General features: G+C 40.5%; 17 protein-coding genes. 13 read left to right on the forward strand and 4 right to left on the reverse strand.

The genetic code is table 11. The features are described from left to right. Positions 1-102 precede the first annotated feature (102 nt). Entirely contained in the window at positions 103-2,133 is a 2,031-nt protein-coding gene (locus tag KP803_RS11635; RefSeq protein ID WP_248009001.1) for a hybrid sensor histidine kinase/response regulator, read from the forward strand. Positions 2,134-2,241: 108 nt separating this feature from the next. Here the strand turns inward: KP803_RS11635 and cqsA are convergent, their stop codons facing one another. Continuing rightward, a complete protein-coding gene (cqsA, locus tag KP803_RS11640) occupies positions 2,242-3,420 on the reverse strand; it encodes an alpha-hydroxyketone-type quorum-sensing autoinducer synthase (RefSeq protein ID WP_248009002.1) in 1,179 nt (392 codons plus the stop codon). 236 nt (positions 3,421-3,656) lie between these two features. Further along, positions 3,657-4,610, reverse strand: a complete 954-nt coding sequence (locus KP803_RS11645) for a TDT family transporter (RefSeq protein WP_248009062.1) — start codon at positions 4,608-4,610, stop codon at positions 3,657-3,659. Between the two features lie 643 nt (positions 4,611-5,253). Between KP803_RS11645 and KP803_RS11650 the strand changes: the two genes are divergently transcribed. Continuing rightward, the gene (locus tag KP803_RS11650) at positions 5,254-6,237 is read left to right on the forward strand and encodes a CobW family GTP-binding protein (RefSeq protein ID WP_248009003.1); all 984 of its coding nucleotides are present in this window, start codon (positions 5,254-5,256) and stop codon (positions 6,235-6,237) included. Between the two features lie 327 nt (positions 6,238-6,564). Continuing rightward, complete coding sequence (locus KP803_RS11655; protein WP_248009004.1) at positions 6,565-8,817, forward strand: methyl-accepting chemotaxis protein; 2,253 nt, start codon at positions 6,565-6,567, stop codon at positions 8,815-8,817. Between the two features lie 99 nt (positions 8,818-8,916). On the opposite strand, the gene ylqF is transcribed toward KP803_RS11655, so the two are convergent. Next, entirely contained in the window at positions 8,917-9,861 is a 945-nt protein-coding gene (gene ylqF / locus KP803_RS11660) for a ribosome biogenesis GTPase YlqF (RefSeq protein ID WP_248009005.1), read from the reverse strand. A 650-nt stretch (positions 9,862-10,511) separates the two neighbouring features. On the opposite strand from ylqF, the gene KP803_RS11665 reads away from it, so the two are divergent. From KP803_RS11665 to KP803_RS11690, 6 genes are all read left to right on the forward strand, one after another. Beyond that, positions 10,512-10,706: a helix-turn-helix transcriptional regulator gene (locus KP803_RS11665; RefSeq protein WP_248009006.1), complete on the forward strand. Its 195-nt coding sequence runs from the start codon at positions 10,512-10,514 to the stop codon at positions 10,704-10,706. Positions 10,707-10,834: 128 nt separating this feature from the next. After that, on the forward strand, positions 10,835-11,344 hold the full coding sequence (locus tag KP803_RS11670) for a hypothetical protein (protein WP_248009007.1): 510 nt from the start codon (positions 10,835-10,837) through the stop codon (positions 11,342-11,344). Between the two features lie 2 nt (positions 11,345-11,346). Then, positions 11,347-13,185, forward strand: coding sequence for a hypothetical protein (locus tag KP803_RS11675; RefSeq protein ID WP_248009008.1), 1,839 nt, complete (start codon positions 11,347-11,349; stop codon positions 13,183-13,185). Positions 13,186-13,443: 258 nt separating this feature from the next. After that, positions 13,444-13,842: a hypothetical protein gene (locus tag KP803_RS11680; protein WP_248009009.1), complete on the forward strand. Its 399-nt coding sequence runs from the start codon at positions 13,444-13,446 to the stop codon at positions 13,840-13,842. A 201-nt stretch (positions 13,843-14,043) separates the two neighbouring features. Next, positions 14,044-14,979: a phytanoyl-CoA dioxygenase family protein gene (locus KP803_RS11685; protein ID WP_248009010.1), complete on the forward strand. Its 936-nt coding sequence runs from the start codon at positions 14,044-14,046 to the stop codon at positions 14,977-14,979. A 78-nt stretch (positions 14,980-15,057) separates the two neighbouring features. Continuing rightward, positions 15,058-16,380 carry an aminotransferase class I/II-fold pyridoxal phosphate-dependent enzyme gene (locus tag KP803_RS11690; RefSeq protein ID WP_248009011.1) on the forward strand — a complete coding sequence of 441 codons (1,323 nt, stop codon included), beginning with the start codon at positions 15,058-15,060 and terminating at the stop codon, positions 16,378-16,380. Positions 16,381-16,732: 352 nt separating this feature from the next. Here KP803_RS11690 and KP803_RS11695 read toward each other — a convergent pair whose 3' ends face one another. Further along, positions 16,733-17,902: a YcaO-like family protein gene (locus KP803_RS11695; protein WP_248009012.1), complete on the reverse strand. Its 1,170-nt coding sequence runs from the start codon at positions 17,900-17,902 to the stop codon at positions 16,733-16,735. A gap of 494 nt (positions 17,903-18,396) precedes the next feature. On the opposite strand from KP803_RS11695, the gene KP803_RS11700 reads away from it, so the two are divergent. From KP803_RS11700 to KP803_RS11715, 4 genes are all read left to right on the forward strand, one after another. Next, positions 18,397-20,637 (forward strand): hypothetical protein, encoded by a 2,241-nt coding sequence (locus tag KP803_RS11700; protein ID WP_248009013.1) that lies wholly within the window; start codon positions 18,397-18,399, stop codon positions 20,635-20,637. 295 nt (positions 20,638-20,932) lie between these two features. Next, on the forward strand, positions 20,933-22,072 hold the full coding sequence (locus KP803_RS11705; RefSeq protein WP_248009014.1) for an efflux RND transporter periplasmic adaptor subunit: 1,140 nt from the start codon (positions 20,933-20,935) through the stop codon (positions 22,070-22,072). Then, positions 22,065-23,324, forward strand: a complete 1,260-nt coding sequence (locus KP803_RS11710; protein WP_248009015.1) for a TolC family protein — start codon at positions 22,065-22,067, stop codon at positions 23,322-23,324. The genes KP803_RS11705 and KP803_RS11710 overlap by 8 nt, the downstream gene beginning before the upstream one ends. Then, positions 23,321-24,535, forward strand: a complete 1,215-nt coding sequence (locus KP803_RS11715; RefSeq protein ID WP_248009016.1) for an ABC transporter permease — start codon at positions 23,321-23,323, stop codon at positions 24,533-24,535. Before KP803_RS11710 ends, KP803_RS11715 begins: the two co-directional genes overlap by 4 nt.

Here is a 24,535-nt window from a genome sequence, read left to right on the forward strand (position 1 = left end):
AGTAATAATGGTAACTGCCATTTATCTGAAGTTCCCAATAATTGAAAAGTCATCATTTTGTATGAAATGTTGATACCAATGCATATTTACTAGGATAGTGACATGGCTGTGGTCAACAAAATATACAAATATGCAGAACCAAACCTAACGATAGTGGGTTGGATGGGCTTTATCGGCTTTCCAACCTATTATTATGTTTGGGCCTATTTATTTCCACAGCCTTATGAAAATCTAACATTCCGACTTATCTGTTCACTCTCTTTGTTAGCGCTTGCGCTTAGAAACTTCTTCCCTCATTACCTTAAAAAGTATCTACCGCACTACTATTTGTGGTGTATTGGTTTGTGCTTACCGTTCTTCTTTTCGTTTATGTTGATGATGAATGATTGGTCGAGTGTCTGGGTCATGTCATTTATGGCGTCGATCTTTTTGCACATATTATTGGTTCATGAAACCAAAGTATTGGTTACTCAATGCGTCGTATCGATAGGGTTTGCTTTCGTACTCAGTTACTTGATAACTGGAGAAGTAGAGATACACGAAATAGATTGGTCTTATGTGCCTGTTTTTGGTTTCACCTACTTATTTGGTAACTTGTTCTATTTTCGCAATCAACTTGAGCATGAAGCTAGGATCTCATTGGCAAAATCATTTGGTGCAGGTATTGCTCATGAGATGAGAAACCCTCTTAGTGCGCTTAAAACAACGGTGGATTTGCTGAAGGCAACACTTGTAGGCAAAGAACCTAATTCTCCTCTTATATCATCACACGATCGTAAAGAGATGAGTGACCTACTTGATGATGCAAATAGTATTATTCAAAATGGTAACGAAGCCATTGATCTTCTTTTAACCTCTATCGACCAGAACAGAGTATCCCGCTCTACGTTTTTAAAGCACTCCGTTGACACCGTATTGGAGGATGCAATCAGCAGTTACCCTTATCAGTCTTTCGATGCTCAAAAGGCCGTTACGGTGGATGTAAAGGGAAGCTTCGATTATTTCGGTAGTGATACTTTACTTAAATATGCTTTGTATAACCTGTTCAAAAATGCGTTTTATTATCAGAGTGAATCACAGTTTAATCTTCATATTGAAGTGATTGCAGGAGAAACTACCAATATATTGCGTGTGAAAGATAATGGGTTAGGTATTGAAGAGAGCAAAGTTGAAGCAATATTTAATGATTTCTATACCTTTGGAAAAAATGGAAGCTACGGGCTAGGCCTGCCATTTTGTCGCCGTGTAATGCGTTCATTCGGAGGGGACATCGAGTGCCGTTCAGTAGTAGGGGAATGGACAGAGTTTACTCTTCTCTTTCCTAAATATCGTTCAAGTACCGTTCAAGATATTAAGTTTGATCTTATTCGCAGCAAGACCATTCTTTCCATTGGGACCGAGTTTTCTATCAATCGAAGTTTCAATGAGCAATCATTCTATTTGGGTTACCGTTTAAACTATGTCTCCATAGAGAAGGCACTAAAACTGGAAGAGTATCAATTTGAGTACGATTTGATTTTTATTGATCTCGATAGTATTTCTGAAATGGATTTAAATGCCTTGGAGACTAACTTGTGCTTTACGGAAGCGAAAATTATATATCTGTATGACCCTAGCATTGAGTATCACACTAACTTCAATCGGTTTTTACAGCTATCTGCAATCAGTAAACTTGAAATGGTTAATTCGTTTAACGATACGTTAGATAGGCTAATTTTTGTCAATGAAGTGGAAGACCGAAATCGAGTACCGAAGAAAACCACATCGTTTGATAGAACGGTATTACTCGTGGACGACAATGACTCAGTTCGTTCGTTAACATCGATATTGCTTTCGCAACAGGGGTTTCAAGTCATTGAGGCCAAAGATGGCAATGATGTATTGAAGCTAGTTGAAACAGAAGAAGTTGATGTGGTGATCATGGATATTGAAATGCCACTGCTTAATGGCTTTGAGGCAACAAAATTGCTTCGCAGTTCATTGAGTGAAAAGGCGAATATACCCGTCATCGGACATACTGGTGATAACAGTAGTGAGTGTATCGAACAAATGAAATTAGTGGGCATGAATGATTATATAATCAAACCAGCGACGAATGATGTTTTAGTCTCTAAATTAGAACATTATATTTAACGTACACTTTTAAGCATTAAACATAACACTACGTGCCCCTTTATACGTTGAACACGTAGTGTTTAAGTCCTTTTTCATTGATGGTTTTATTTAAGGTTTTATCGTTGTTTAAATGAAATACAATTCGGGATTATTGTAAGCCTTCTTACATACTTCGACGACATGTGAAACCTCCTTTTTAGTCATATCGCTTTTTACTGATAATCGAATAATATTTTTGTTATTTGGTGTTGCGGGAGTACAAAACACAGATCCTAATACCCCATTGCGTTCCAAAAAGTCTCTTACCCTAATTGTGTTTTGCGAGTCACCCGTCTCAAGGGCAATAATCTGCGATTCGCTCCTAATATTAAAGCCAATCTCTTTTAAGCCCTGAATGAGTGCATTTGAATGGGTGAAAAGAGCGTCTCTTTCTTGGTTACTCGATTTAATAACTCGTAACGTTTCGCTAATGCGTTCTAACTCATTGGCCATCATCGCTGAACTAAATATTGACGAATATGCAGCATAAGGGAGAGTTTCCCCATATCGGTTATTGCACCAGATCCCACCAGCTCTATAAGCAAATGTCTTTGCTAGGCTAGCCGTTAAGAAATCAACATGTGGCGTAAGCGCTAAGCTCTGAAGTAAGCCTGAGCCTTGTGGTCCGTGGGTTCCCAGTGAATGGGACTCATCAATGACGGTGGCGCAGTGATATTGATTTGCGACGTCGACAATGTCTTCAAGAGGCGCAACGGTGCCAAGTGTACTGTAAATAGAATCGGCAACAATTACCCCTGGTCCGTACTTCTTAATCAACCGCTTTAGGTGCCGTGTATTGTTATGCATGAAGGGATGAATATTAGCACCTGCATAGCGAGCGCCTTCCCAAAGCGACATATGGGTAAAAAAATCGATGTAGACATTTGTGGAGGAGTGGCAGATTGTTTGCATTAACGCCGTGTTCGCAATCCATCCTGACGGGACAATGGTACAGTTATCAAAACCGGTAAATTCAGCCATCTCTTGCTCAACACGTTGGTTGATTCCATCATTATGGAGAAATACATTCGACATAAATGCATTATCTGTTGAGGAAGCTAATGAGGATATTTGTTTATCTATAATCGAAGGGTGGCTACCTAAGCTTAAGTAGTCATTGCTCTGCAAAATAACATCATTTACTTTAGGGCTTCTACCTAGAACTAAGTTTCTCCCTTTATCTTGAGGCGTAATTAATGCCTCAATACTTTTAGACAATTGTTTTTCTAGCACATAGGGCAAAGCCAAATTTGTTGGATATTTCATAGTCATACCTTTTAGTATTTAACGGTTCAGTGCCAGCTGACTCATTATCTATGACAGCAAACTATGAACTGGTCGACTACGAAAAATCTATTTTTTAGCTAAGGTTACAAATAAAGATCCTCAGAAATACAGTTAGATACAAATCTATATTCCATCGGAAGTCTACATTGTTAGTGGTAACGAGAAATCATATGGTGAATGAAAATTAAGAGATGACCATGACCATCATAATAATACTAATTTTTACCGAGCTTTTCGGGCCAGTACATTTTCACATAGCGTAAAGAAACCCATATAACGAGTACCGTTGAAATGGTTAACTCAAGGAAACCAAATTTATGTAACCAATGCCAATGTGGATGGTACTCTTCGAAGAAATCAGTTAATCGAAACATTGCTATTGAACTAATTACCGAAGGGAACGTGACGGCTGCAATGGATGGTCTGAATTGAAGTCGCATTAACCTGAAATAACACAAGTAGATAAACAGGGTCATCGTCACGGCTATGCCAGCCAATGCACCTGTCATTATTGGATCTGGATTCGAAAAGTTAACTAGGTAGCTAGCAAGCGTTAAATTAATTGGTGCCGCCATAATGGCAAGGGTAGGCTTCGCTCTAATTGAAAGTGCCCCTTCAAATACAAGACGATACAAAACCACAGGTAACATAAAGAAATAGATACCGATGCAGGTATTAACCAAGGTTGAAGAGAAGACATTGTACCCGAATTGTGTGCCAGCCAATGAGCTACTGATCAAGCCAACAGGGTATAAAAACCAACTCGGTACGACATTAGACATCTTAAAGTTTGATAGCTGGAATGTGAAAAACAGTATCATCATGGTTATGTGCAGTATCAATGCGGCAGCCCAAATAGGGTAGGCAATGATGGGAGAAATAGCGGCAAGGTAATCACAAAGAATAAGCAAAGACATACTTATCGGAGCCATTAAGCTGCCACTTAGCGGATGCTTAAGATCACTAATAAACATTCTATAGCTCGTTAAGTATTTGAGCAAAACCGGCATAAGTAATATAGCGCCTAACCCTGCTAGAAAAGGACGTATTGGGCCTCCAATTTCTGGAACATATAAATCCCATGCTTGGCCTAACCCAATAATACCTAGCGCTAATGAAGCCTGAGAAGGGGGGACACTATTAAATTGGGTAAACCTTTTCCAGTTCAACGAATTACTCCATACGAGAACGCGGTAAATGAAGCCTAGGGGACGCTTGGCTTTTGTGATGCGCATAGTATCAATCTATTAGGTTTGTATGCAAATACTACCAATGTCGCTTAATACGACTTATTCAAATAAAATAAGACGTTAGTGAAGAATATGACGTAATTAAACCCTATAAATAAGACCATTGGCATAATTTTGGCCGGTGAATGAATGATATCCAACACAGCTGGAAAATAAGATTTTTAAAATACTCACTCAACCAAGAAGTAGAATTGAAAAAATTGTGTTTGAAAATGGGATGTACGTCACTTTCGTCGCTTGTAAATGACGAAATTTGAACCATAGTTAATGTGTAAGGCAATCTGAACCACCGACTCGCAGGGAGGAACACTAGGGCCTTACATACAATTTGGATGGATTCAAAGAAACAAAATTTAGCTCCTCGTAAAAGTTCAAGTCGCAACATAAGTTGGCTTGATTCGCGAACTCACGATTGAGTAACGAGGGATAGGGCGCGCTCATTGTAGTGCGCCTTTCGTCGTTTAGAGACTTACTCCTTTACTCTTTTTAAATCAGTTTGATATTCAAAAATATTCAATTCCCGATATACTCTTATGAATAATTCAGACGCTAAGGCTATTTAATGGAAAAGCGAATTCCAACCAACATAATTACTGGCTTTTTAGGTGTTGGTAAAACGACGACTATCCTCAACTTATTGAAAAACAAACCGGACAATGAAAAGTGGGGGGTATTGGTCAATGAGTTTGGAGAAATTGGAATAGACGGAGCGATATTGACCGAACAAGGTGCACAAATTAAAGAAGTACCTGGCGGTTGTATGTGTTGTACCGCTGGAGTGCCAATGTCCGTGGGAATCAATGCGCTACTACGAACCAAGCCTGATAGATTATTGATTGAGCCAACAGGGCTTGGTCACCCTAAGAAAGTCGTCGCAACATTGATTTCTCCACAGTACGAAAAATACGTTGATCTAAAAGCGACCATTGCTTTGGTTGATCCTAGAAACTTGAGTAATACTAAATATACCGAAAATCAGAATTTTAATGATCAACTCGACACTGCTGATGTGGTTATTGGTAGTAAGGTCGATCAGTGTACCGTTGCCGATATCGATGCGTTTAACGATTGGATTACCGATCAAGCTCCTGCAAAAACCTTCAGCAAATTGATTAAGCACGGTGAGTTGCCTTTAGAAGTTCTAGACAACGTACGCTTGCATGGTAGCGCTTCTTCCCAAATAGAAGACCATCACCATGAACACGCAGAGATGGAGCCTCAGTTCCAGCTTCCTCCAGGCCAAACGTACATTAGAAAAGAGAACTCAGGACAAGGGTATAAGAGTTGTGGTTGGTTATTTGGTCCGGAAGTAGAGTTTAACTTTGATGATCTGTTCTCCATGCTAAGCGACTTAACAGCAGAACGAGTGAAAGGTGTTATCAATACTGACCAGGGATGTTTTACCTTTAATAAGGCAAATGGCGTGCTGTCGGTGAACAATTTATCATTGCAAGGTTTTGAATCTCGCCTTGAAGTTATTGATTCTCAGTTACTTCCTTGGGATCAATTAGAAAAAGTATTAATAAAACTAGCAGATATTGAGTGATTTAAGAGAGACATAACCCTTAATACCCCTTATAAAATTATGTGTTATTAATGAAACTATCGACAAGAACCGTCTTGATAAAATGATCTAGATCAAATTATTGAAGGCGGTTTTTTTATGCAACCAGTTCTCTACTACGATTAATAAGTCAGAAAAATAAGTGACAAAAAGTCACTACAAGGCTAGGTGCGAACAGCACCCAAACAACTTACGTATTTTGCGCAATACGAATTATTACACGACCTAATACGTAATCGTCGTTCTATTTAACGTTCCCTATGACGGTACGGCTAACTAGACAACACCTCGTTGATTGGGAAGGTAACCATGTCATTGAAATATAAACTACTGATAATATTGCTTATTATTGGTTTAACCCCAGCGTTGATCATTTCCACTTGGTCACTGTATGTTGCGAACAAAAACTTCGAGAAACAAACCTTTAGTCAGTTAATCGCATTAAGAGAAGTTAAAAAATCGGCGGTAATTGAATACCTAAATACAAGAGTAGAACAAGCAAACTCTCTTGCTAATAATCAATCCATAATAGACGCGACCACTGCTTTTTCTAATGCCTTTAACGAGTTATCGACAAATTATAATGTTGAAGCTGAATCGGGTATTGATCGAAAGCTTGCTAATTATTATCGCGATAATTTTATATCAACGTTAATTGAAAAATCTCCGAATACGAAAGGCAATGTAACAGCGTTACAGTTAACTAGAGATATCAGCCCTAGCGGTAAGCTTCTCCAACTCGATTACATTGTCAATAATCAAGCCGCAGTAGGGAGCAAAGATAGCCAAGTACGATCTGGAAGAAATTCAAAGTACGATGAAGTCCATGCCGGCATACACCCATATTTAAACGATCTTTTAGATAGGTTTGGTTACTACGATATCTTCTTGTTGGATATTGATACGGGAAATATTATTTATTCCGTCTTCAAAGAAGTGGACTACGGAACGTCCATGATAGACGGTCCTTATGCAAATAGTGGTCTGGCAAAAGCATTTCAGAAAGCGAAATCAGCAGATCGAAATGAGGGGGCTTCACTCGTTGATTTTACCCCATATTTACCATCCTATAACGCACCTGCGGGATTTATTGCCGTACCCGTCTATGACAATGGGCTGAAAGTAGGTGTACTCGCGTTTCAGTTTCCGATTGACCGCCTTAATATGATTATGTCAGAGCGCTCTGGCTTAGGAGAAACAGGTGAAACTTACTTAGTTGGGGGAGATAAATTGATGCGTTCGGACTCCTATTTAGACCCAACGAACCGAAGTGTTAATGCATCATTTGCCAAGCCTGAAACTGGTAGCGTGAATACAGAATCAGTGAAGAAAGCACTCAACGGTGAAGCGGGAATTGGGGCAATATACGATTACAACAATACGCTTGTACTGTCTGCTTATGAACCTTTAAATGTACACGGACTCAATTGGGCGATTATTACCGAAATCGACGAGAAAGAAGCGTGCGCGGCGTTCTATGATCTTAGGGACATAATGTTAACGTTAGCTGGTGTCGTTATTTTGTTTATTGTCATCATCGCAATGGTCATCGCTAGAAGTATCATGAAACCTTTAGGGGGCGAGCCTAGTGCTATGCAGCGAATAGCCAGTAACATTGCTAGCGGGGATCTTTCCGAAGAGTTTGAGATTCATGAATCAGCTGGTGGCGTTTATTTGTCCATGCATCAAATGGCGAATAGTTTAAAAGAAATGCTAATGAAAATATCGGACGCGGCATTACAACAATCAAACGCATCACAGCAGTTAACGAAGGTCACCAGCGATACAGACAGAAGCGTGAATCAACAGCGTCAAAACACTGATCAAGTGGCCAATGCAATGAATGAATTGTCAACTACGGTTGCAGAAGTAACGAAAAGTACCAATGAAGCCGCTGAAGCCTCTATACTCGCGCAAGAGAAAGTAACGACAAGTTATGAGCAAGTAACTAACGTTTCTGCCGAAATTCGCCAGTTATCTGATGGTCTCAATAATTCTCGAGAAAAAATCACGCGTTTAAACAGCAGTGCAGAAAATATTTCCAATATATTAACCACCATAACATCGATATCAGAGCGGACTAACTTGCTTGCACTGAACGCAGCCATTGAAGCGGCGAGAGCCGGAGAGCAAGGGCGTGGCTTTGCTGTTGTCGCTGATGAGGTTCGTTCTTTGGCTTCTAGTACCAAAGAGTCAAGTGAAGAAGTGTCGCAGATGATCGCCATGTTGCAACGAGATGCAACAGAAACGAGAGACGTCATGGAGCATGGCATTGAACACGCTGAGCATGTTGCAAACTATGCGTTAAAAACAACGGAATCATTAAAAGTGGCCTCAGAATCGGTAGACGTAATTGCAGATATTACGACTCAAATTGCAACGGTTGCTGAAGAGCAAAATAGCGTTACAGAAGAGATCAATCGAAACATTCAGGAGATCAGCTTAATGTCGATAGAGGCGGAGCGCTCTGTGCACCAAATATCAGAATCAAGTGGGCAATTAGATGAGCTTTCTAATTCGCTTGAAGCTATGGTCGGGGAGTTTAAAGTAGAGACTAGGTAATCTGTTACGCGCATATAGGGGGTCTTGTGCTCCCCTATATAAAAAATACCGCTAATAGCAGCGGTATTTTAAATGACGTAAAAAATTAGAACGTGTGAATTAACGCTTATTTCTTAGGTAACGTTTTCTACGTTCTTCTTTCTTTTTAATCTTCTGTTCTTCTTTTTTCGCGGTTTCAATTTCCACTTCAACCAGCTCTTGAGTAATCATTTCTGGAAGTTCTAGCGTGATTTTCCCTAGTGTTCCGCTGCGCAATTCATGAAGAAGGATCTCTGAGGCTTTGTGTAAATCAACACGGCCACCAGAACGGAGCGCACCACGGTTACGTCCAATCTCTTCCATAAGTTCGAGATCTGATTCAGGCAGCTCTTCAATGTTGTAACGTTCTTTTAGCCTATCTGGATACTGTTTGGCCAAATACTCAACGGTGTAGAACGCAACTTCGTCATATTCCATTGCCGTATCTTTCACCGCGCCAGTGGCTGCTAAACGAAAGCCACTGTGTGGGTTTTCAACTTTTGGCCATAACACTCCAGGAGTGTCAGAAAGTACAACACCGTTTTGTAGGTTGATACGTTGCTGGCGACGAGTTACAGCGGGCTGGTTACCTGTGACTGCAATAGTTCGGCCTGCAAGCGCGTTTATGATGGTTGATTTACCAACGTTAGGAATCCCCATGATCATGGTACGAATATTTTTGCCGATCTCTTCACGGTGTGGCGCAAGTTTACGAACAAGCTCCATAATCTTAGATACTTCACTCGCTTGAGATGTCGTGATTGCGATGGCTTTTACACCTTGCTCTTTCTCTAGATGATCGATCCAAAGTTGAGTGAGCTCTGGGTCAGCGAGGTCGCGCTTGTTAAGTACTTTGACTACAGGAGTCTCGCCACGTAATTTGGAGATGACTGGGTTCTCACTACTAAATGGTATACGAGCGTCGAGAACTTCGATAATGACGTCGACTTGAGGGATCGCTTCTTCAATCTCTTTAAGGGCTTTATGCATATGCCCAGGGAACCATTGAATTGCATTGTTAACCATTTGTTTTTATTACCTTAGTGTGAATATCTAGAGCTATGGGGTACATAGTGGGGTACATAAATCTAGCGCTATTCTAGTTAGCTTTAATGAGCATATTGTACTTGATAATCGAATTGTTATCTATTTATGTGAACGAAAGATTGATGAACTATCTAGGGCGGATGAGTACACGATGAGTCTATCTAGTCACTACTTTGTATAGAAAAATAATAAATTAATATGGTCTGTTATTCATAGTGTATATCGAAAGTTAGATTAGTAATATATAGATTCGACTCACAGAACTGAATATTCTATAAAGAATCCAGCTCACAATAATAATGAATGGTAAGTTTGTTTTTCTAATATGTGCTTGAGCCGGATCTAATAACGTCACTAACTTAAAACTAGGTTTATACACATATGGTTTAACATGAATCGCCACCCTTTATTGTTATATTAATTATATAACCAACTGATAACAAAGCTATTTTATGTGAGCGTCTCATTGGGTTTGACCGAAAATATTTGTATTTATTATAGAGAAAAAGCCCACTTAATTACCCTTGTTCTATTAGTTTTTAGTGAGTTTGATATTATTATTTTAATGTGTTTTTATTGTTTTAAAGCAGAGTCAATTTAATTTAAGTAATAAGGTGATAAGGGTTGTTATGAAGGTATACAGTGCGAAACAGGTTTGTGAAATGCTGAGTATTAGTCAGTCTACATTAAATAGAATGATAGAGCGGGGTGAATTCCCCGATGCAATTCTTATTAGTAAAAGAAGAAAAGGTTTTACAGATAAATCGATAAAAAAGTGGCTTGAGGAGCGAGAAAATAGAAAAAACAAACAACAAGAAAAGTAAATCATTTGGCAACATATTAATACTTCAGATTGCAAGGGTTGACTCTATTTTGTCATGTAATGTGGGCATTAAATAGCTTCACATAGATAGCAGCAAGTATCCTCACATACCGTACAGGGTGATAACTGATGGAAAACTCATATAACAATATTGATGTTATTGCATATGTAAAGGCAAAAGAAAACTTCGATTTTTTACTAAATGCAATAATAACATCAGATCTTGATTCGATTATTAGCGTCAAAACAAATCTTAGTAAGCACTATGAAAGTTCAGAGTTCATTGAGCATTTGGCAGACTTAATAGTCAACAACACTAATAAGCTAATGAGAAAAGATATCAGACTTACGCTTAAAGAAAAAATACGCTATGAGCGTCTTTCTAAGTATTTAGACATAAGCGTAACGTCTATTATATCGAGGCTTCTTAATGTTAGTGATGAAACCATTCGAGAGGAGCATAGTGTAGAGTTACTACTTTTTCTTCAATGTGAAATGAATGCAATGCTCGTTGAATTGTCAAAAATTTCATCATTAACTAGTTTGACATCTAATGAGTTAATATTGCTATCAAATATTGAAATCAAGCTTTCTACATTGATGAAGTATATTTCAATAGTATATGGCAGAGATTACTAAGCATGATTGTAATAGTGTTGAAAGATACTGGTGTAAACCTGAATAATGACTCTGATAACATTAGGGTACTAGATTATCTTATATCTGAATTTGATTATCTTAACGCTAAGGACTATGAGGAAAGACGAAATCTAAGAAACCTCATTGCTGAAGTGATGAACTCTGAAGATTTAATTGAAAGAGATGTTAAGGGGTTGTACGAACTTGAACTATCTCAAATAACAGGTGCTCGAAGGTTGATCGATCCGGTGCTTATAACAGTTAGTAATCGAGGCTTAGTCGAGAGTTTTCTATTAAATAGCAAGGCTAAACATAAATATACATCATTAGTTATATCTCACGCTAAAGAAGATACGGAAAAAATACTACGTAATAAAGAAATTCTGGATGAAGAAATTGAGTTATTGAGTAAGTTTATGTTTGCCGGATTAGATAATCGAAGAAAAGTGATGTTTATTATTCGTCATCTAGATAAATTAAGATTTGAAACTCATATAATCGTTCCTCGGTATAGCTGCTTAGATAATCGTAATTATAACCCGTTACCACCAGTGGTAAACACTAATAACGCTATTTCTTGTATGCAAAGCATCATAAACTTAAAGTATAAACTAGCAGATCCTGACTCTTGCGAACGAAAAAGATATTTTGAGAAAGTATCCAAGTACGATAAAAATAGTAAACTTAAGAATAGAATTATAAAAGACCTAGAGAAAATAATTGGTCGTGATAATGTTACTGCATCATCATCAATAATTAAGTATCTAAGCTCTGACGAATTTATGGATAAGTATAAATATGAACTAGATTATAACGGCGACGGGTTTGTTAGATTAAAATCAGATAAAGGGAAAGTCATATTACTGAGAGGTTGGGCATTCATAACTGGCTTTTCTCCTGGTTCAGCAGAAAAAAGTGTCATCGATAAATGTATTGGAGATGCCATCAAAGAGCGTCGATTATTAATGCGGTTGATTGATGATTTCGCTGAGTATTGTAATATTCAAGCTGATTATAATGCTCGATTTCGTACTAAATATAAAGGTTATATAGAAGAACAACGGAAAATTATATCACCAATTCAATTGATAGATAATCTAGTTAGATTAACTCCATCAATAAGCACTGAATTAGATTTATTTAGAAATATAATAAATGAAAATGGACTATTAGATTGCACAGTGGAGGAACATGTTCATATGTTAAACCGTTGTTCTGTATTACTTGAGTGCGAGGTTGATAGCCTTGCTGAACATGACTTACTCATGCTTTTTGTCACAGAAAACTTATATATAGATCATAGGAGATTGATTAATGAACGCTTTAGAACGACTGTTGAACCAAACCATAACTCCAGTTTCTCGAGAAATCGAGGTGCTGAAACAAGAATTTCAAAAACTACAACGAACGCAACAAGTGCAGAAAAAGATGATAAGCGAGCATCACAAAGTAAACAAAACAGCGCAGAGAGATCTAACCTTATTGCAGAATCAATTATTAGATTTAAAAAAACAATTAAAAGAGTTAGATCAAGACTCTTCAATATTACAAGATGGATTTTCAAAATTATTACCTTACTTGAAAGACATGTTGATATACAAAGAAAGCGAGATAAACGAAATGAATTTGATTTCGGAACACTCAGACCGTCAATTGAAAGAAATCGAAAAGTATCACAATTATTTAAACAAATTGGAAACGGATCAGATATTGGAGGAGTTGGCGACGCATCAAGTCCATTATATAGAGTTAAATCGGTCAGTGAGCAGCTTAGAAAATACTGTAGTGCAGCTATTAAACGAAAGAGAGCAGTAGAAAGAGATAAGTCAGAGCCTAGATAGTCATTAGTCGCTAATTATTAATCATTAATTATTTGCCACGTAAAGAGCGTAGACATAGCTTACTGGTTAAGCTAACTGTTGGGTGCTCTACAATCGTTGCGTTTTAAATTGGAAGTGACCCAAGCTTTTTATAGTGTTCACTCTCTTTGATTTTTGTTGTCCTGAGTTAGCGAAATAGAGTTAGTGGCTAGTGATTAGTTCATTGTTTTTTAGGTCGACTTCTCGGACTAATAAGCCTTTATGATTGGAGGGTTTAAATTGAGTAAGTACATTATTTCTGTTCTTTTGTGTTTGTCTTTCTCTGCTTTATCAGATGGCTATGAGGCGATAAATATTGAGCAAGTTGTTTCTGAAAGGTTCGAGTTAGCTTTTCCAAATGAAGATAATATTGAACCGAATATAAGCGATTTTACGGTTATTAACTATATATTGCTGAGTGAAGAGGGAGGTGAGCGTTGGGCTGTTGTAACGTTGAAGAACGAGTCAAGTAGCCGTAGAACATTGACAGAAAAACATTTATTGTCAACTTTGGCGAATGGCGATTACATATTCCCTTCGAATTTTTCTCAGAGCTTTAAAGGTAATGAGGTAATGTCCGTAATCATCAGTTTTGCAGTTAATAAGTTTCCTATTTTGTTCATAAAAACAAGAAATTAACATAACGAATTGTTTAAGGAGGTAGGCATATGAGGGAATTTCGTTCTTTAGTTGGGCTGCCGTCTGATTTTCTGAGCGATTTTTTACAGCGACACTGCTTCCTTTTTCCCTAATAAATTATCCTTAAATTACTTCCTATCTAATGACGACTTGGCAAATTAGAGATTGAACTAATACGTGATGTTAGACAAAGGAAGCTAAATGAAATCTGAAGGTCTTACTGAACAACAGATACAGTGTTTTATCAATAATGGTTTTATAGGTCCGCTGCCTCGATTTGCTAATGAGGTTTTACTTACTGGCGCTCTAAAAGTAGTTAAAGAGATCATCTCTAACCTTAGCGTGCATCCCTTGCATAGACGTTATTCAGTTCATGATTGGCACCTCGTTTCACCAGTCATCGAAGAGCTTGTTACACACCCTACATTGGTGTCATGTTTGCGATCGTTAGCAGGACAAGATTTGGTGTTGTGGCGGTCGAAAATATGCCATAAGAAGTCCCATGAAACCGGTACAGGCTGGCATCAAGAGTGGGGCGATTTTGATAGGGAAGAAATAGGAAATAATATACCGAGTCTGAAGCCCAAATGTAGAGACAAGGCTTGGTGGAATTTAAACGTTTGGATTGCGTTAACAGACGTTGAAATCGAATGTGCGCCTCAACGTTTTATTTGTGGTTCTCACAAAAAGCAGTACCGAAAAACGATGGTAAGCATGCCTAAGTATGAATTTTGGCGAGACCTATTTTTAGAGTGCAGTACGGTCGAAGACATTGTTCAACGGGTGAATAATCTCGCCTTGGTTCTAGACGTGGATACCTCTGCTATCTTTCACGATTATGATTGGCTAGGGGAACCTTACGAAGAGGTAAAAGCATATGCCATGGCGAAACTTGAAAAGATAATGGTTAAGAAAACCTTTTGGGTTAATGATGATGACGCCGACATCGTTACCATGCCTATTAGTAAGGGAGAGTTTGTCATCTTTGCTGAGCGTACAATGCATTGTTCATTGGCCAACATGTCGAACAAAGAAAGATTGGCCATGAATATTCGAATCACCACAACGGATGCTGAAATTTATTCAAGTCGACATATAAATGACACTTTTGATGGCTCAATCCTTAACATTTCATAGCACACAAATTTACTGGTTTCTGGTTTGGTTTTGTCTGGTGGTAGGAATAAATACCGCCAAGAGTGAGGAGGTTCTGCTTTGCTTTCAGAAAATAGTTACCACGACCTTTCCCTAATCAACAATGCTGAAAAACTGGTGGTGACGTTGACGGGAGATAGGCTATATCAACACCTTATCAGCATACTTGATAGGCATAACGAGATCCGTGGCAAGCAAGGAATAAACCTTGTCGCCGCTGATGGGCCAATGAGTCGTCAGGCTCGCCATTTATTAAGCTGCGAGCTTGGCACTCGTGCATCGTGTGGTGAGATAGGCCGTAGGAGTCGTTATTTTACAGGGCTTGATCAAGCGGATGAAATTGAAGCGCTGGCCATTTCACTTATTAACGACCTCTTTCAATGTAAACATTCTGATCCAAGACTGATGGGAGGGGTACACGCCAATACGGTGGTGTATTCAATGTTAAAAAAACATTTGAACATTACAAATATGTTTGCTCTCAATCCATTCCATGGAGGGAATTTATCCAATCATAAAATGGGGCCACCTGGAATACTTGATTATTCGATTATTGATCTCCCTATTGAGCCACAAACACTGAAAATCGACTTGAATAAATTTGAATGTCTTGCGAATGTTCACAAACCGCTTTTAGTGAATTTGGGCGCTGGGGTACATCTATTTCCTTTTCCTGTTAGAGAAATAAAAGACATTATTTCGCAGTGGGGGGGGCGCGTGTTTTTTGATGGTGCACACCAAGCGGGGCTGATTGCTGCGGGTGTCTACCCCAACCCGATATTGGACGGAGCAGATGTTTTTACGGGCTCCACAGGGAAAACGTTTAGTGGGTCTCAAGGCGGAATCATTTGTTGGAATGATGACCACTTGTCCAGGCCTATAGAAACCATGGCCTTTCCAGCGTTAACCGGATCTCATCAACTAAATAGAGTCGCTTCACTGGTTGTTACATGCATCGAAATGAGAACTTTTGGTAAAGAGTACATGAGAACGGGCATAAACAACGCCAAACGGCTTGCCTCACTCTTACACAATGAGGGACTTGAGGTATTAGGCGCACCCGAGCATTACACTGAGACACATCAGATAATAATAAAATGGTGTTACCCAGAGGGGGCAAAAGCTGCAACGTATCGGCTGGCGAACGTTGGTATATTTGTTAATGCAGTTGCTTTACCGGGCGATGGACACCGGCTTTCAGGTATTCGTATTGGAGTCACCGAAGTGACTCGCTTAGGGATCACCCATAACGCTCTTATCGTACTCGCTAAGGTCATTGCCGGTTGTCTTTTAACGCGTTGTTTTGATGACCATGCTAGAATCGTCGTGGCGGACTTAGCCAAGGCGCTTCAAACCTTCAAATACTGTTTGGATGATACCTGATGCTTTGGGGGTGCAACGTTGTAGCCAAAATACTACATAAAGTGTTACCCAGACAGGTAAAGTCTTGCTGTTACAAATTTTACTACTGTGTGCCTACGTTGAAAAAATAGATTGGGTAAAGTTGACCAGTCAACCGACTAGGCTAGTGTTACCCAGTTACCCCTCCTCTTCGTCACTTTCTTCTTCAACGCCACACAATGCGATGTTGGCTGATTTAGTTTAAATAGTGTAATAAATAATGGGTTATTTATTTTCCGCATCATATATTCGTGATAATTGATCAACCTAATGACCGTAGTGGTAACAAAAAATACGTGCTCGTCTATGTTGTATCAATGAAAGGGTGACATCATCATTTAGTCCCTAATGGTACAACCCAGTGACCTTTGTCAATGACGTTGAATCGCTCTAACCCGGGAATAAAGACAGACACTAGCCATATATTGGTGGTTTGAAAAGCGGTATGAAATAGTAGGGTACAGTTATTATCGTCTAAGGCTTGTATTAAGTTCCTATAATGGTCACAAAACTTGTATTCACTGGTGGGGGATAATGAGGACAGATCCTTATAGGGGAGCTCGTCTAGACTCGAGAGTTTAATCAATCTGCTTAGTTTAGGCGTACAGCTTAATAAGTTAGCTGCTTGGATCTCGCCGTCACGTCGTTTGGTGTTGAAGAGCTCGATGGTTTCCTCCAATTCAAACAATGCTTGCTCAATGGCGTGATATTCTGAATATGAGACGCCTGATGAACGTAGCGCCATCGGGCTGAGGTCGGACAATAGAACACAAGTACAGAAATAAGATCCTAATATTGTTTTCGACATAACGACCGTAACTTGGTCAAGATCGGGAATGGATAAGGGGTGCACCAAGAGAGCCGAGGGTAATTTTATCTTGTAAAATCCCTCCGAGCCAGAGGAGGGATTATGACCAATATAGTGTTTGTAAAGCTCACTCATATGATGACATTCGATCACCTCATTCGCTCCATGCACAATGGCTTCTTCGAACGTTGAACCAGAGGCCCAACCGCTGTTGACTGAATACGATTTAAGAAATTGAAACGCGTCGCTATTGATAAGAGGCTCTTTATAAAAAGGATTGATGAGCACTTCAGGGATCAGGTAGGTTCGCGCATTGAGAAGAGAGTAATATCGAGAAAACGTCAAAGGCCCATCTTCGTATGCTTTAAGAGGCTTCCCAAAAAGACAGTCTGCGTGATGATCTTCTGATCCCAACCAGTAGTGTAAAGAACGAATTGACGTATCGGTTGAAATAAACTGATGTTCTAATAGAAGATGTTCAAACGCTTCGTAGTATGCCCCGATAATTGCCCAAGGGCCTTTACCCGCCCCCGAGGCTAAGAATTCGTTTTTGGAATTGAATAATTGGACGGTTGCCACTAGATAATTACGGCTTGTTGTAAGAGAGCTGTGTATGTCGTGCGCTTCAAACCATTTTATAATGTTTTCAATAGCATGATTAGCGTTTAACTGACGTTCTGTTGGTACAATGTCCATCATTAACTCCTTACTTAGCCTGACCGTAGAAGGCCTTAAATTGACGCTCATTGCTGCTAATCGTAAATAGCCGAGTTATAGGCGTTATAGGTTTAATTGATCCTAGGAAATAACTTTGATTAGTTACTCTATAATAATGTCCCATCTTTACGGTGCTCTTATTGGTGTACGCTCAATATTATTCGGTGGATTTATATAAACATGCACCTCGAGTATTAAGGAGTAATTTATTGGCTATTTAAGTGTTGGAATTAGGTATTTTCCTTCTGAATGTAGCGCCTTATTTGGTTGTAGGCATATAAGACTGTTTATTTCTATTTGAATTTGTCCAGGGAAAGTGCGACTGATTAAAATCTGATGCTCGGTTAAAGTCATGAATAAATAATAATTAATTATCTGTAAGTCTATTTACTGTGTCCGTGTTTCCTGCCAGTTTTCTTATTGTTAAACGATGAGCATGTGTTGTTGCTGCGAGGAAACTAGGGAGGAAAATAATGGCGCTTATTGATGAATTGAAAGAGATATTGCGACAAATGGCACCCTATGGTTGGGGCGATCTATTTAGTCAGCATGGGCTGGATATATGCGCTTCAGACCTGTCTTCTGAACTTCAAAAACCACTGTACATTAATCGATTGATTCCTGGTTTTCGAGAGTTCGCTAAGGAAGGTAATAAGGCTATTACACCATCGAAACCCGCGCATAGTTTGTTGTATCATGCTTTCGCCTCACCGCTCGTGATGTGGGCAGACACAGAAAAAAAGGTTCCTTTAACCAAATTTCCTTCGTTACATGCGCTAAATGTAATTGAAAACAATGTTTACGCCCTAGCGAACTTGAAACTACACCAGTTACAGAAACACTTAGATTCAAGTGAATGTGCTGTGGTTGTGTTCGCCAATCAATACCGAGTTTCGAATGAAACCGTTCACAAGAAGCATGCCGACATGGTGTACTCTCGAACGGGGATCACTCGGGTAGGAAATGCCCCTCCATTCTACGATGAAAAACGACGGAGTTTTGTCTCGAGATTCGCTGACGATACTCACCGCACTCGCGTCTTGCCTGCTAAGTTCGATGCCTATCTAGCAATGAAGGTAAAAGGCAGTAAATCCATATTAGGACATCGCTTTAATGTGGGTGAGCGAGGCGATCCTTTTTCCTCTTATCAAGATGAACAGTTGGAATTCTGGGTGCCGATCCACAAACTCTTTAATGGGAGTGAATGCGTAAAAGGCTTAAACTTAGATCTTGAATATTCAACATATCACGCCAACGAAAAAATTAAGAAGGTACATGATTTTCTGTCGGACGGTATGGCTCTAAAAGTTGGCAGCAAACCAGAACAGCGGGGTGACTATCCGTTCAAAATAAATGAAAATATTGCAGATTATGACGCTGAGTTGGGAATACTGTGTCCAACCATACACGCCGAATTGATACAGGTAGCTAAATCTGTCGAAAAACTGGTTGGGCTCAGAAAGCCTTTTTCACTTCCCCTGGTGAAGAAACGCCACCTAATTAATTTATGTCACTCTAGCCTACGTTTGATGCCTCGCGCTGTCGCCATTGCTAGTCGAATGAAAGCAGGCGAAAACTTGTCTATTTTTCCTCGATCGACACCAGAGCTTTTGTACATAAGGCATGCCATCAAAAACCAATTCACAGGGATGACTCAAGATGTAAACTGGCAAGATGATCTCAAGACCTTCCTAGAAACAAACGAAGATAACATTCTTCATTATGTGGATCACACTGGGGACGGGTACGTCAAGGTATCGGCCATTTATGGCGGAGGGAGACTAAACCGTTGTCTCAATATTGCGGCTTACTCCATTGTTTCAGCACCGGATTTACTACCGTATTGTCGACAAACCGAAATATTCGATAACAAGGATATCAAGCCCCTTTGGTCTGCACTTCCTTTCGCTTTGTCAGACACACGTTTACTCCCTAATATACAAAGCCACCCTGTTCTTTATCATGATCATATTGGCCTTTTAGATACTTGTACGGCCATCCTTTCAACGCGTGGAAATGGAAAGCGGATTCAGACTAAGTCAGAAGGAAATGGGCAACAGATATCTTATCTTCCGGATAGTGCGACGGGGGTGTTCTGTGCTGGGTGGGATACAAGTTTTGATGTGTTCTATTACCAAGGTGTTTACACCCCGCATCTTGCAGGATATGGGATAGCGAGTCCTTATTCCGAAGCGGCTGCAGGTGCGTTTTCGTTAAGATCTGGAATTAAGCCCGATATTACGCGTTCATTTTGGTCAAACCACAATTATAAATACACCGTGGTGCCTTTAACGGATCAAGAAATAGGGGTGAATGGTGGAGTGGGCTGGGATGGTGAAATCGGTCCTATTTTGTTTACCGAAGATGAAAGACTGTTGGTTTCGTACGCGGATTTCGACAGAGTAGATTACACAAAGAACACCATAGGACATCGGATAAATTACGACATCCTTGCCCGAATTGACACTAAAGAATACGTGGAACGAATTAAGAACTTTGCTTTAGTGAAAAGAGACCCTAGGGTCACGATAAAAATGAAACTGTTGAGCTACATAATCACCCACACTAACGATGTTCGAGTTGAACGTTATCTATTCTCAGAAGTTATTGATACCGGCCGTCGAGATTGCTTTCGAGTGATCGCCGAACGTAAACATTCTGTTTGTTTAGAGCTAACGAGCCCACCAGGGTCTTTACGTGCACTCCCCATTTGAAGTACGGAATGAACGAGCCCGCTCGGCAGGACGAAAAATGCCGTCAATTGCTGTTGGTCATTGTAAGGCGCCTCTCACAGTCTCTTTAATTCGGTTTACTTCTCTGTCCGTGTCAGATTGAGGCTTTGATTTCGAATCCACGAACAGAAATTTGGTTAAGCATAACGTTAACTCCCAGCTTAGGTTGATTCAGCATCTAATGAAAAGACGAAGCAGGTAAATAGATATTGAACATCACTACAATTTTGTATCCATGCGATGTTCACAGACAACACAACAATAATTGGTATCAATGATGGCAAAAACTTGGCTGGTCTCTGCTGTGAGCGCTACATTGCTAGGCGGTGGCGTTTATTTTTATTTGCAATCTTCGGTTCAGCCGAATGATTTCACTACACTTCCTGCAGTAGTAAGAACCATTGAAAAACAAGCCATAGCGGTCGGCAATATTGTTCCGGCGCACTCGGTGTTAATTAAGTCGCAGATTAACGGCATCGTGGGCGAAATCTACGTCAAAGTTGGTGAGGAAGTTAAACAGGGCCAACCGTTGATTAAAGTGCGTCCAAATCCAACCCCTCAAGCACTTACGCTAGCTTCTACGGAGTTGAAGCGTAGCGAAGCGGACTTGGAATCGCACAAACAAAAACTGGCTAACTTGGAAGGCTTGGTGAAGCAGAAAATCATCCCCAAAAACTTTGACGCTTATGTCAGTGCACGTTCGGCGGTGAAATCAGAACAAGCGAACGTCCAACAAAAGCGTCATAACCTAGAGCTGATCAATAGCGGTGAAGCCTTTATCGGTCACGCTCGTGTGACCTCAACCATCACTGCGTCAATTGATGGCACGGTATTGAATCGCAAAGTTGAAGTTGGTGAGCCCATCATCTCGACAGAGTCGAGCCAAACCGCGACAGAAATGATGTCATTAGCTGACATGAATAATCTGATCTTTAAAGGTCATGTTAGTGAGCATGATGCAGCACAGCTTTCTCAGGGTATGGCGGTAATGGTGACTGTTGCTCCTTATCCCGATGTCGAAATATCGGGCGTGATCACGAAAGTGGCGATTCAGTCAGAGAGCCTAAACTCTTCAGGCAACAATTCGAAGGGGGAGAAAAGCTTTGATAATGGGTTTGAAGTGGAAGTGGGTGAGCTCAACATTCCACAAGACGTTCGACTACGTTCGGGCTTCTCCTCAACCGCTAAAATTACGTTGAAGCGAGCCGAGAATGTAATAACCGTCCCTGAGCGCGCCCTGCAATTTGATGGCGATACGCCATACGTGCTGATCCCAGATAGCTCTAAGCAAGGTTTCCGAAGGCAGAAAGTGACGTTGGGCTTGTCCAATGGTATCCATGTTGAAGTGTTGGATGGTGTCGAATTAGGTGACCAAATTATCGACAACAGCATGATGATGGGAGTACCACATGGTTAAGTTCCCCCTATCTAGGTTCGGGTGTTTGATCTTGGCTACGACCGTCAGTTTACCGTGCGACGCGATCTCAATTGAACAAGCTTGGCACCAGACGAAACAAAACGATCCCGGTTACAAAAAGGCCAAGATAAGTGTCCAAGCTAGTGACGTTGGCGTGGACGCTATGCGAAGTCCACTATTACCCAGTTTGAGTGCAAAGGCATCGGTAGGGTGGAATGAGTCAGCAACGACCCCCCCTAATTATGGCGCATCCCTTAATCAGACCATTTGGGACAGTAGTGCGTGGTCAGGTTTGGATAAAGCCAAAGCCAATTATATCAAAGCTAAGTTAAGTCTTACTTTGTATTACAATAACTTAGCAGGAAAACTGCTTTTGTGTTACTTGGATGTGGCAAGTGCACAGAGCGAAATTCAATTGGCGAAATCCAAACTAGAAAAATCCAGCAAGCTGCTGATGATTATTGAGAAGCGTTACCTTGCGGGTAAAGTGAAATCGGTCGATGTCGAAGAGATCAGCGCTAATCACGTCGAGGCAAAAGCAGGGTTGTTGAATGCTCGAGCTGATCTAGAAGTCAAACGCGTCAAACTGGCGGCGTTAACCAACTTACTCCCGAAAAATGTCGATCAAATCCGCACGGAACCTCTCGTTCAACCCCCTATGCGCTTAGAGTCTAAACAGCAGTGGGTGAAGTTAGCTAAAGACAGTAACCCAAAACTCTTGGTAGCAATACAGAATGTCAAAACCAGTGAGTTAGAGAAAAAGGAGGCGACAGGAGGCTATTACCCAAAGATCACCAGTAGCGTAGCGTATGATAGCAATACCGACGAATTTAGCGCCGGCGTTACTCTCGATGTGCCAATTGATATAAACGGCGCGATAAGCGCCAAAGTCGATACCGCATCACTCAACGTTCTCATTGCGAGACAAAATTTACGTGAAGTAGAAATCGATATTCAACAACGCGTAACCCAACAGTTTATTCAAGTGGATATCAACTGGGATAGAGTGCTGATCGCGAACGAACTAGTAACGTCACACGAGAAAGTGCTGAGTAGTAAAGAGAAGCTCTACGAGGCGGGCTTGACCGAAGTATCGGAAGTGATCAACGCATACAATCAACTGTTCGAGTCAAAACATAAATTACAAACCCACTTATACAACTATTGGCGTCAACGCATCGGCTTATTGAAGATCGCAGGTAAGTTGGATGATGATTCCATGGCATTGATTTCCAAGTTTTTTAGTTCATGACAAGTTTATTACAGCAAACATGGCAAACGCTGGTGGCGCATCGTGTGAAAAGTATGTTGGCCATTATTGCCATTACTTGGGGGGTGATATCCGTCGTGGTGCTTATCGCGTTGGGTGAGGGCTTTTATCGCTATCAAATTCAGCAGTTGTCGTTTATGGCCAAGAATGTGCAACCTGCGTACCCACGGAGCACGAGTAAACCTTGGCAAGGAATGCCTTCAAGACGCCTAATTCATATTTCGCAAGAGAAGGTCGATATGATCACACAGTCAGGTTTTGTCGAGGCGGCAGTCAGCGTTTACGCCAAAATGGATGCGATCGTAACCAACGACAAAGGACAGAGCTTAACAAACTATGTGAACGGCATCTCACCGGCTCACTTCTCTATGACGCTACAAAAGCTAGAACCAGGCTCTCGCAACTTTTCACCAAGTGATATGGCCAACCACACACGCGTTGCTGTGTTAGGCGCTCATATCGCACAAGTGAGTGAAATCCACATTGGGCAAAAGATCAAAGTAAATGGAATCCCTTTTAGGGTGATAGGTATCATAAAAGACGAAGACGCAAGCAGCATATATATTAACGGCCAGATCGTTTTTATCCCTTATACCACGTATCTCGACTTGTGGGAGGATAAGCCAAGCTCGCTGATGTTAAAACCTATCAGCGGTATGGCGGAGCCGGTTTTTCGACAGGCCATCGTCACCTTTTATGCAAAGCAATTGAACTTTGATCCCACAGATAACGAAGCCCTTTACCTACCGGACTCGAGTGAAGGCCGCGCCCTGTATGAGAGTATTTTTCGGGGCATTCAACTCTTTCTTGGTGCAAGCGGAGCAATGACCATGGCGGTTGGTGCGCTTGGAGTGGCTAACATTATGTTCCTTTCTGTAACGGAACGGACGAGAGAAATCGGTGTGCGATTAGCGATTGGTGCCACACAAAAATCGATACTTACTCAATTTATATTTGAAGGATTGTTTTTGGTTATGGTCGGCACCGTGTTTGGCTTGACGATTGCCTATATGACGGTTGATTTACTTGCGTTTATGGCTTTGCCTAATTGGCTAGGGTCTCCCGTTATCACGCCTAATTCCATTGTTTGGTCATTATTAGTGACACTTGTTCTAGCATTGTTGGCGTCTTATTTCCCTGCAAGAAGAGCATCGCGTCTTGCGCCAGTGGTGGCTTTGAGTGCGAGGGCATAA

It is taken from the genome of Vibrio amylolyticus (assembly GCF_023145695.1).
Taxonomy (GTDB): domain Bacteria; phylum Pseudomonadota; class Gammaproteobacteria; order Enterobacterales; family Vibrionaceae; genus Vibrio; species Vibrio amylolyticus.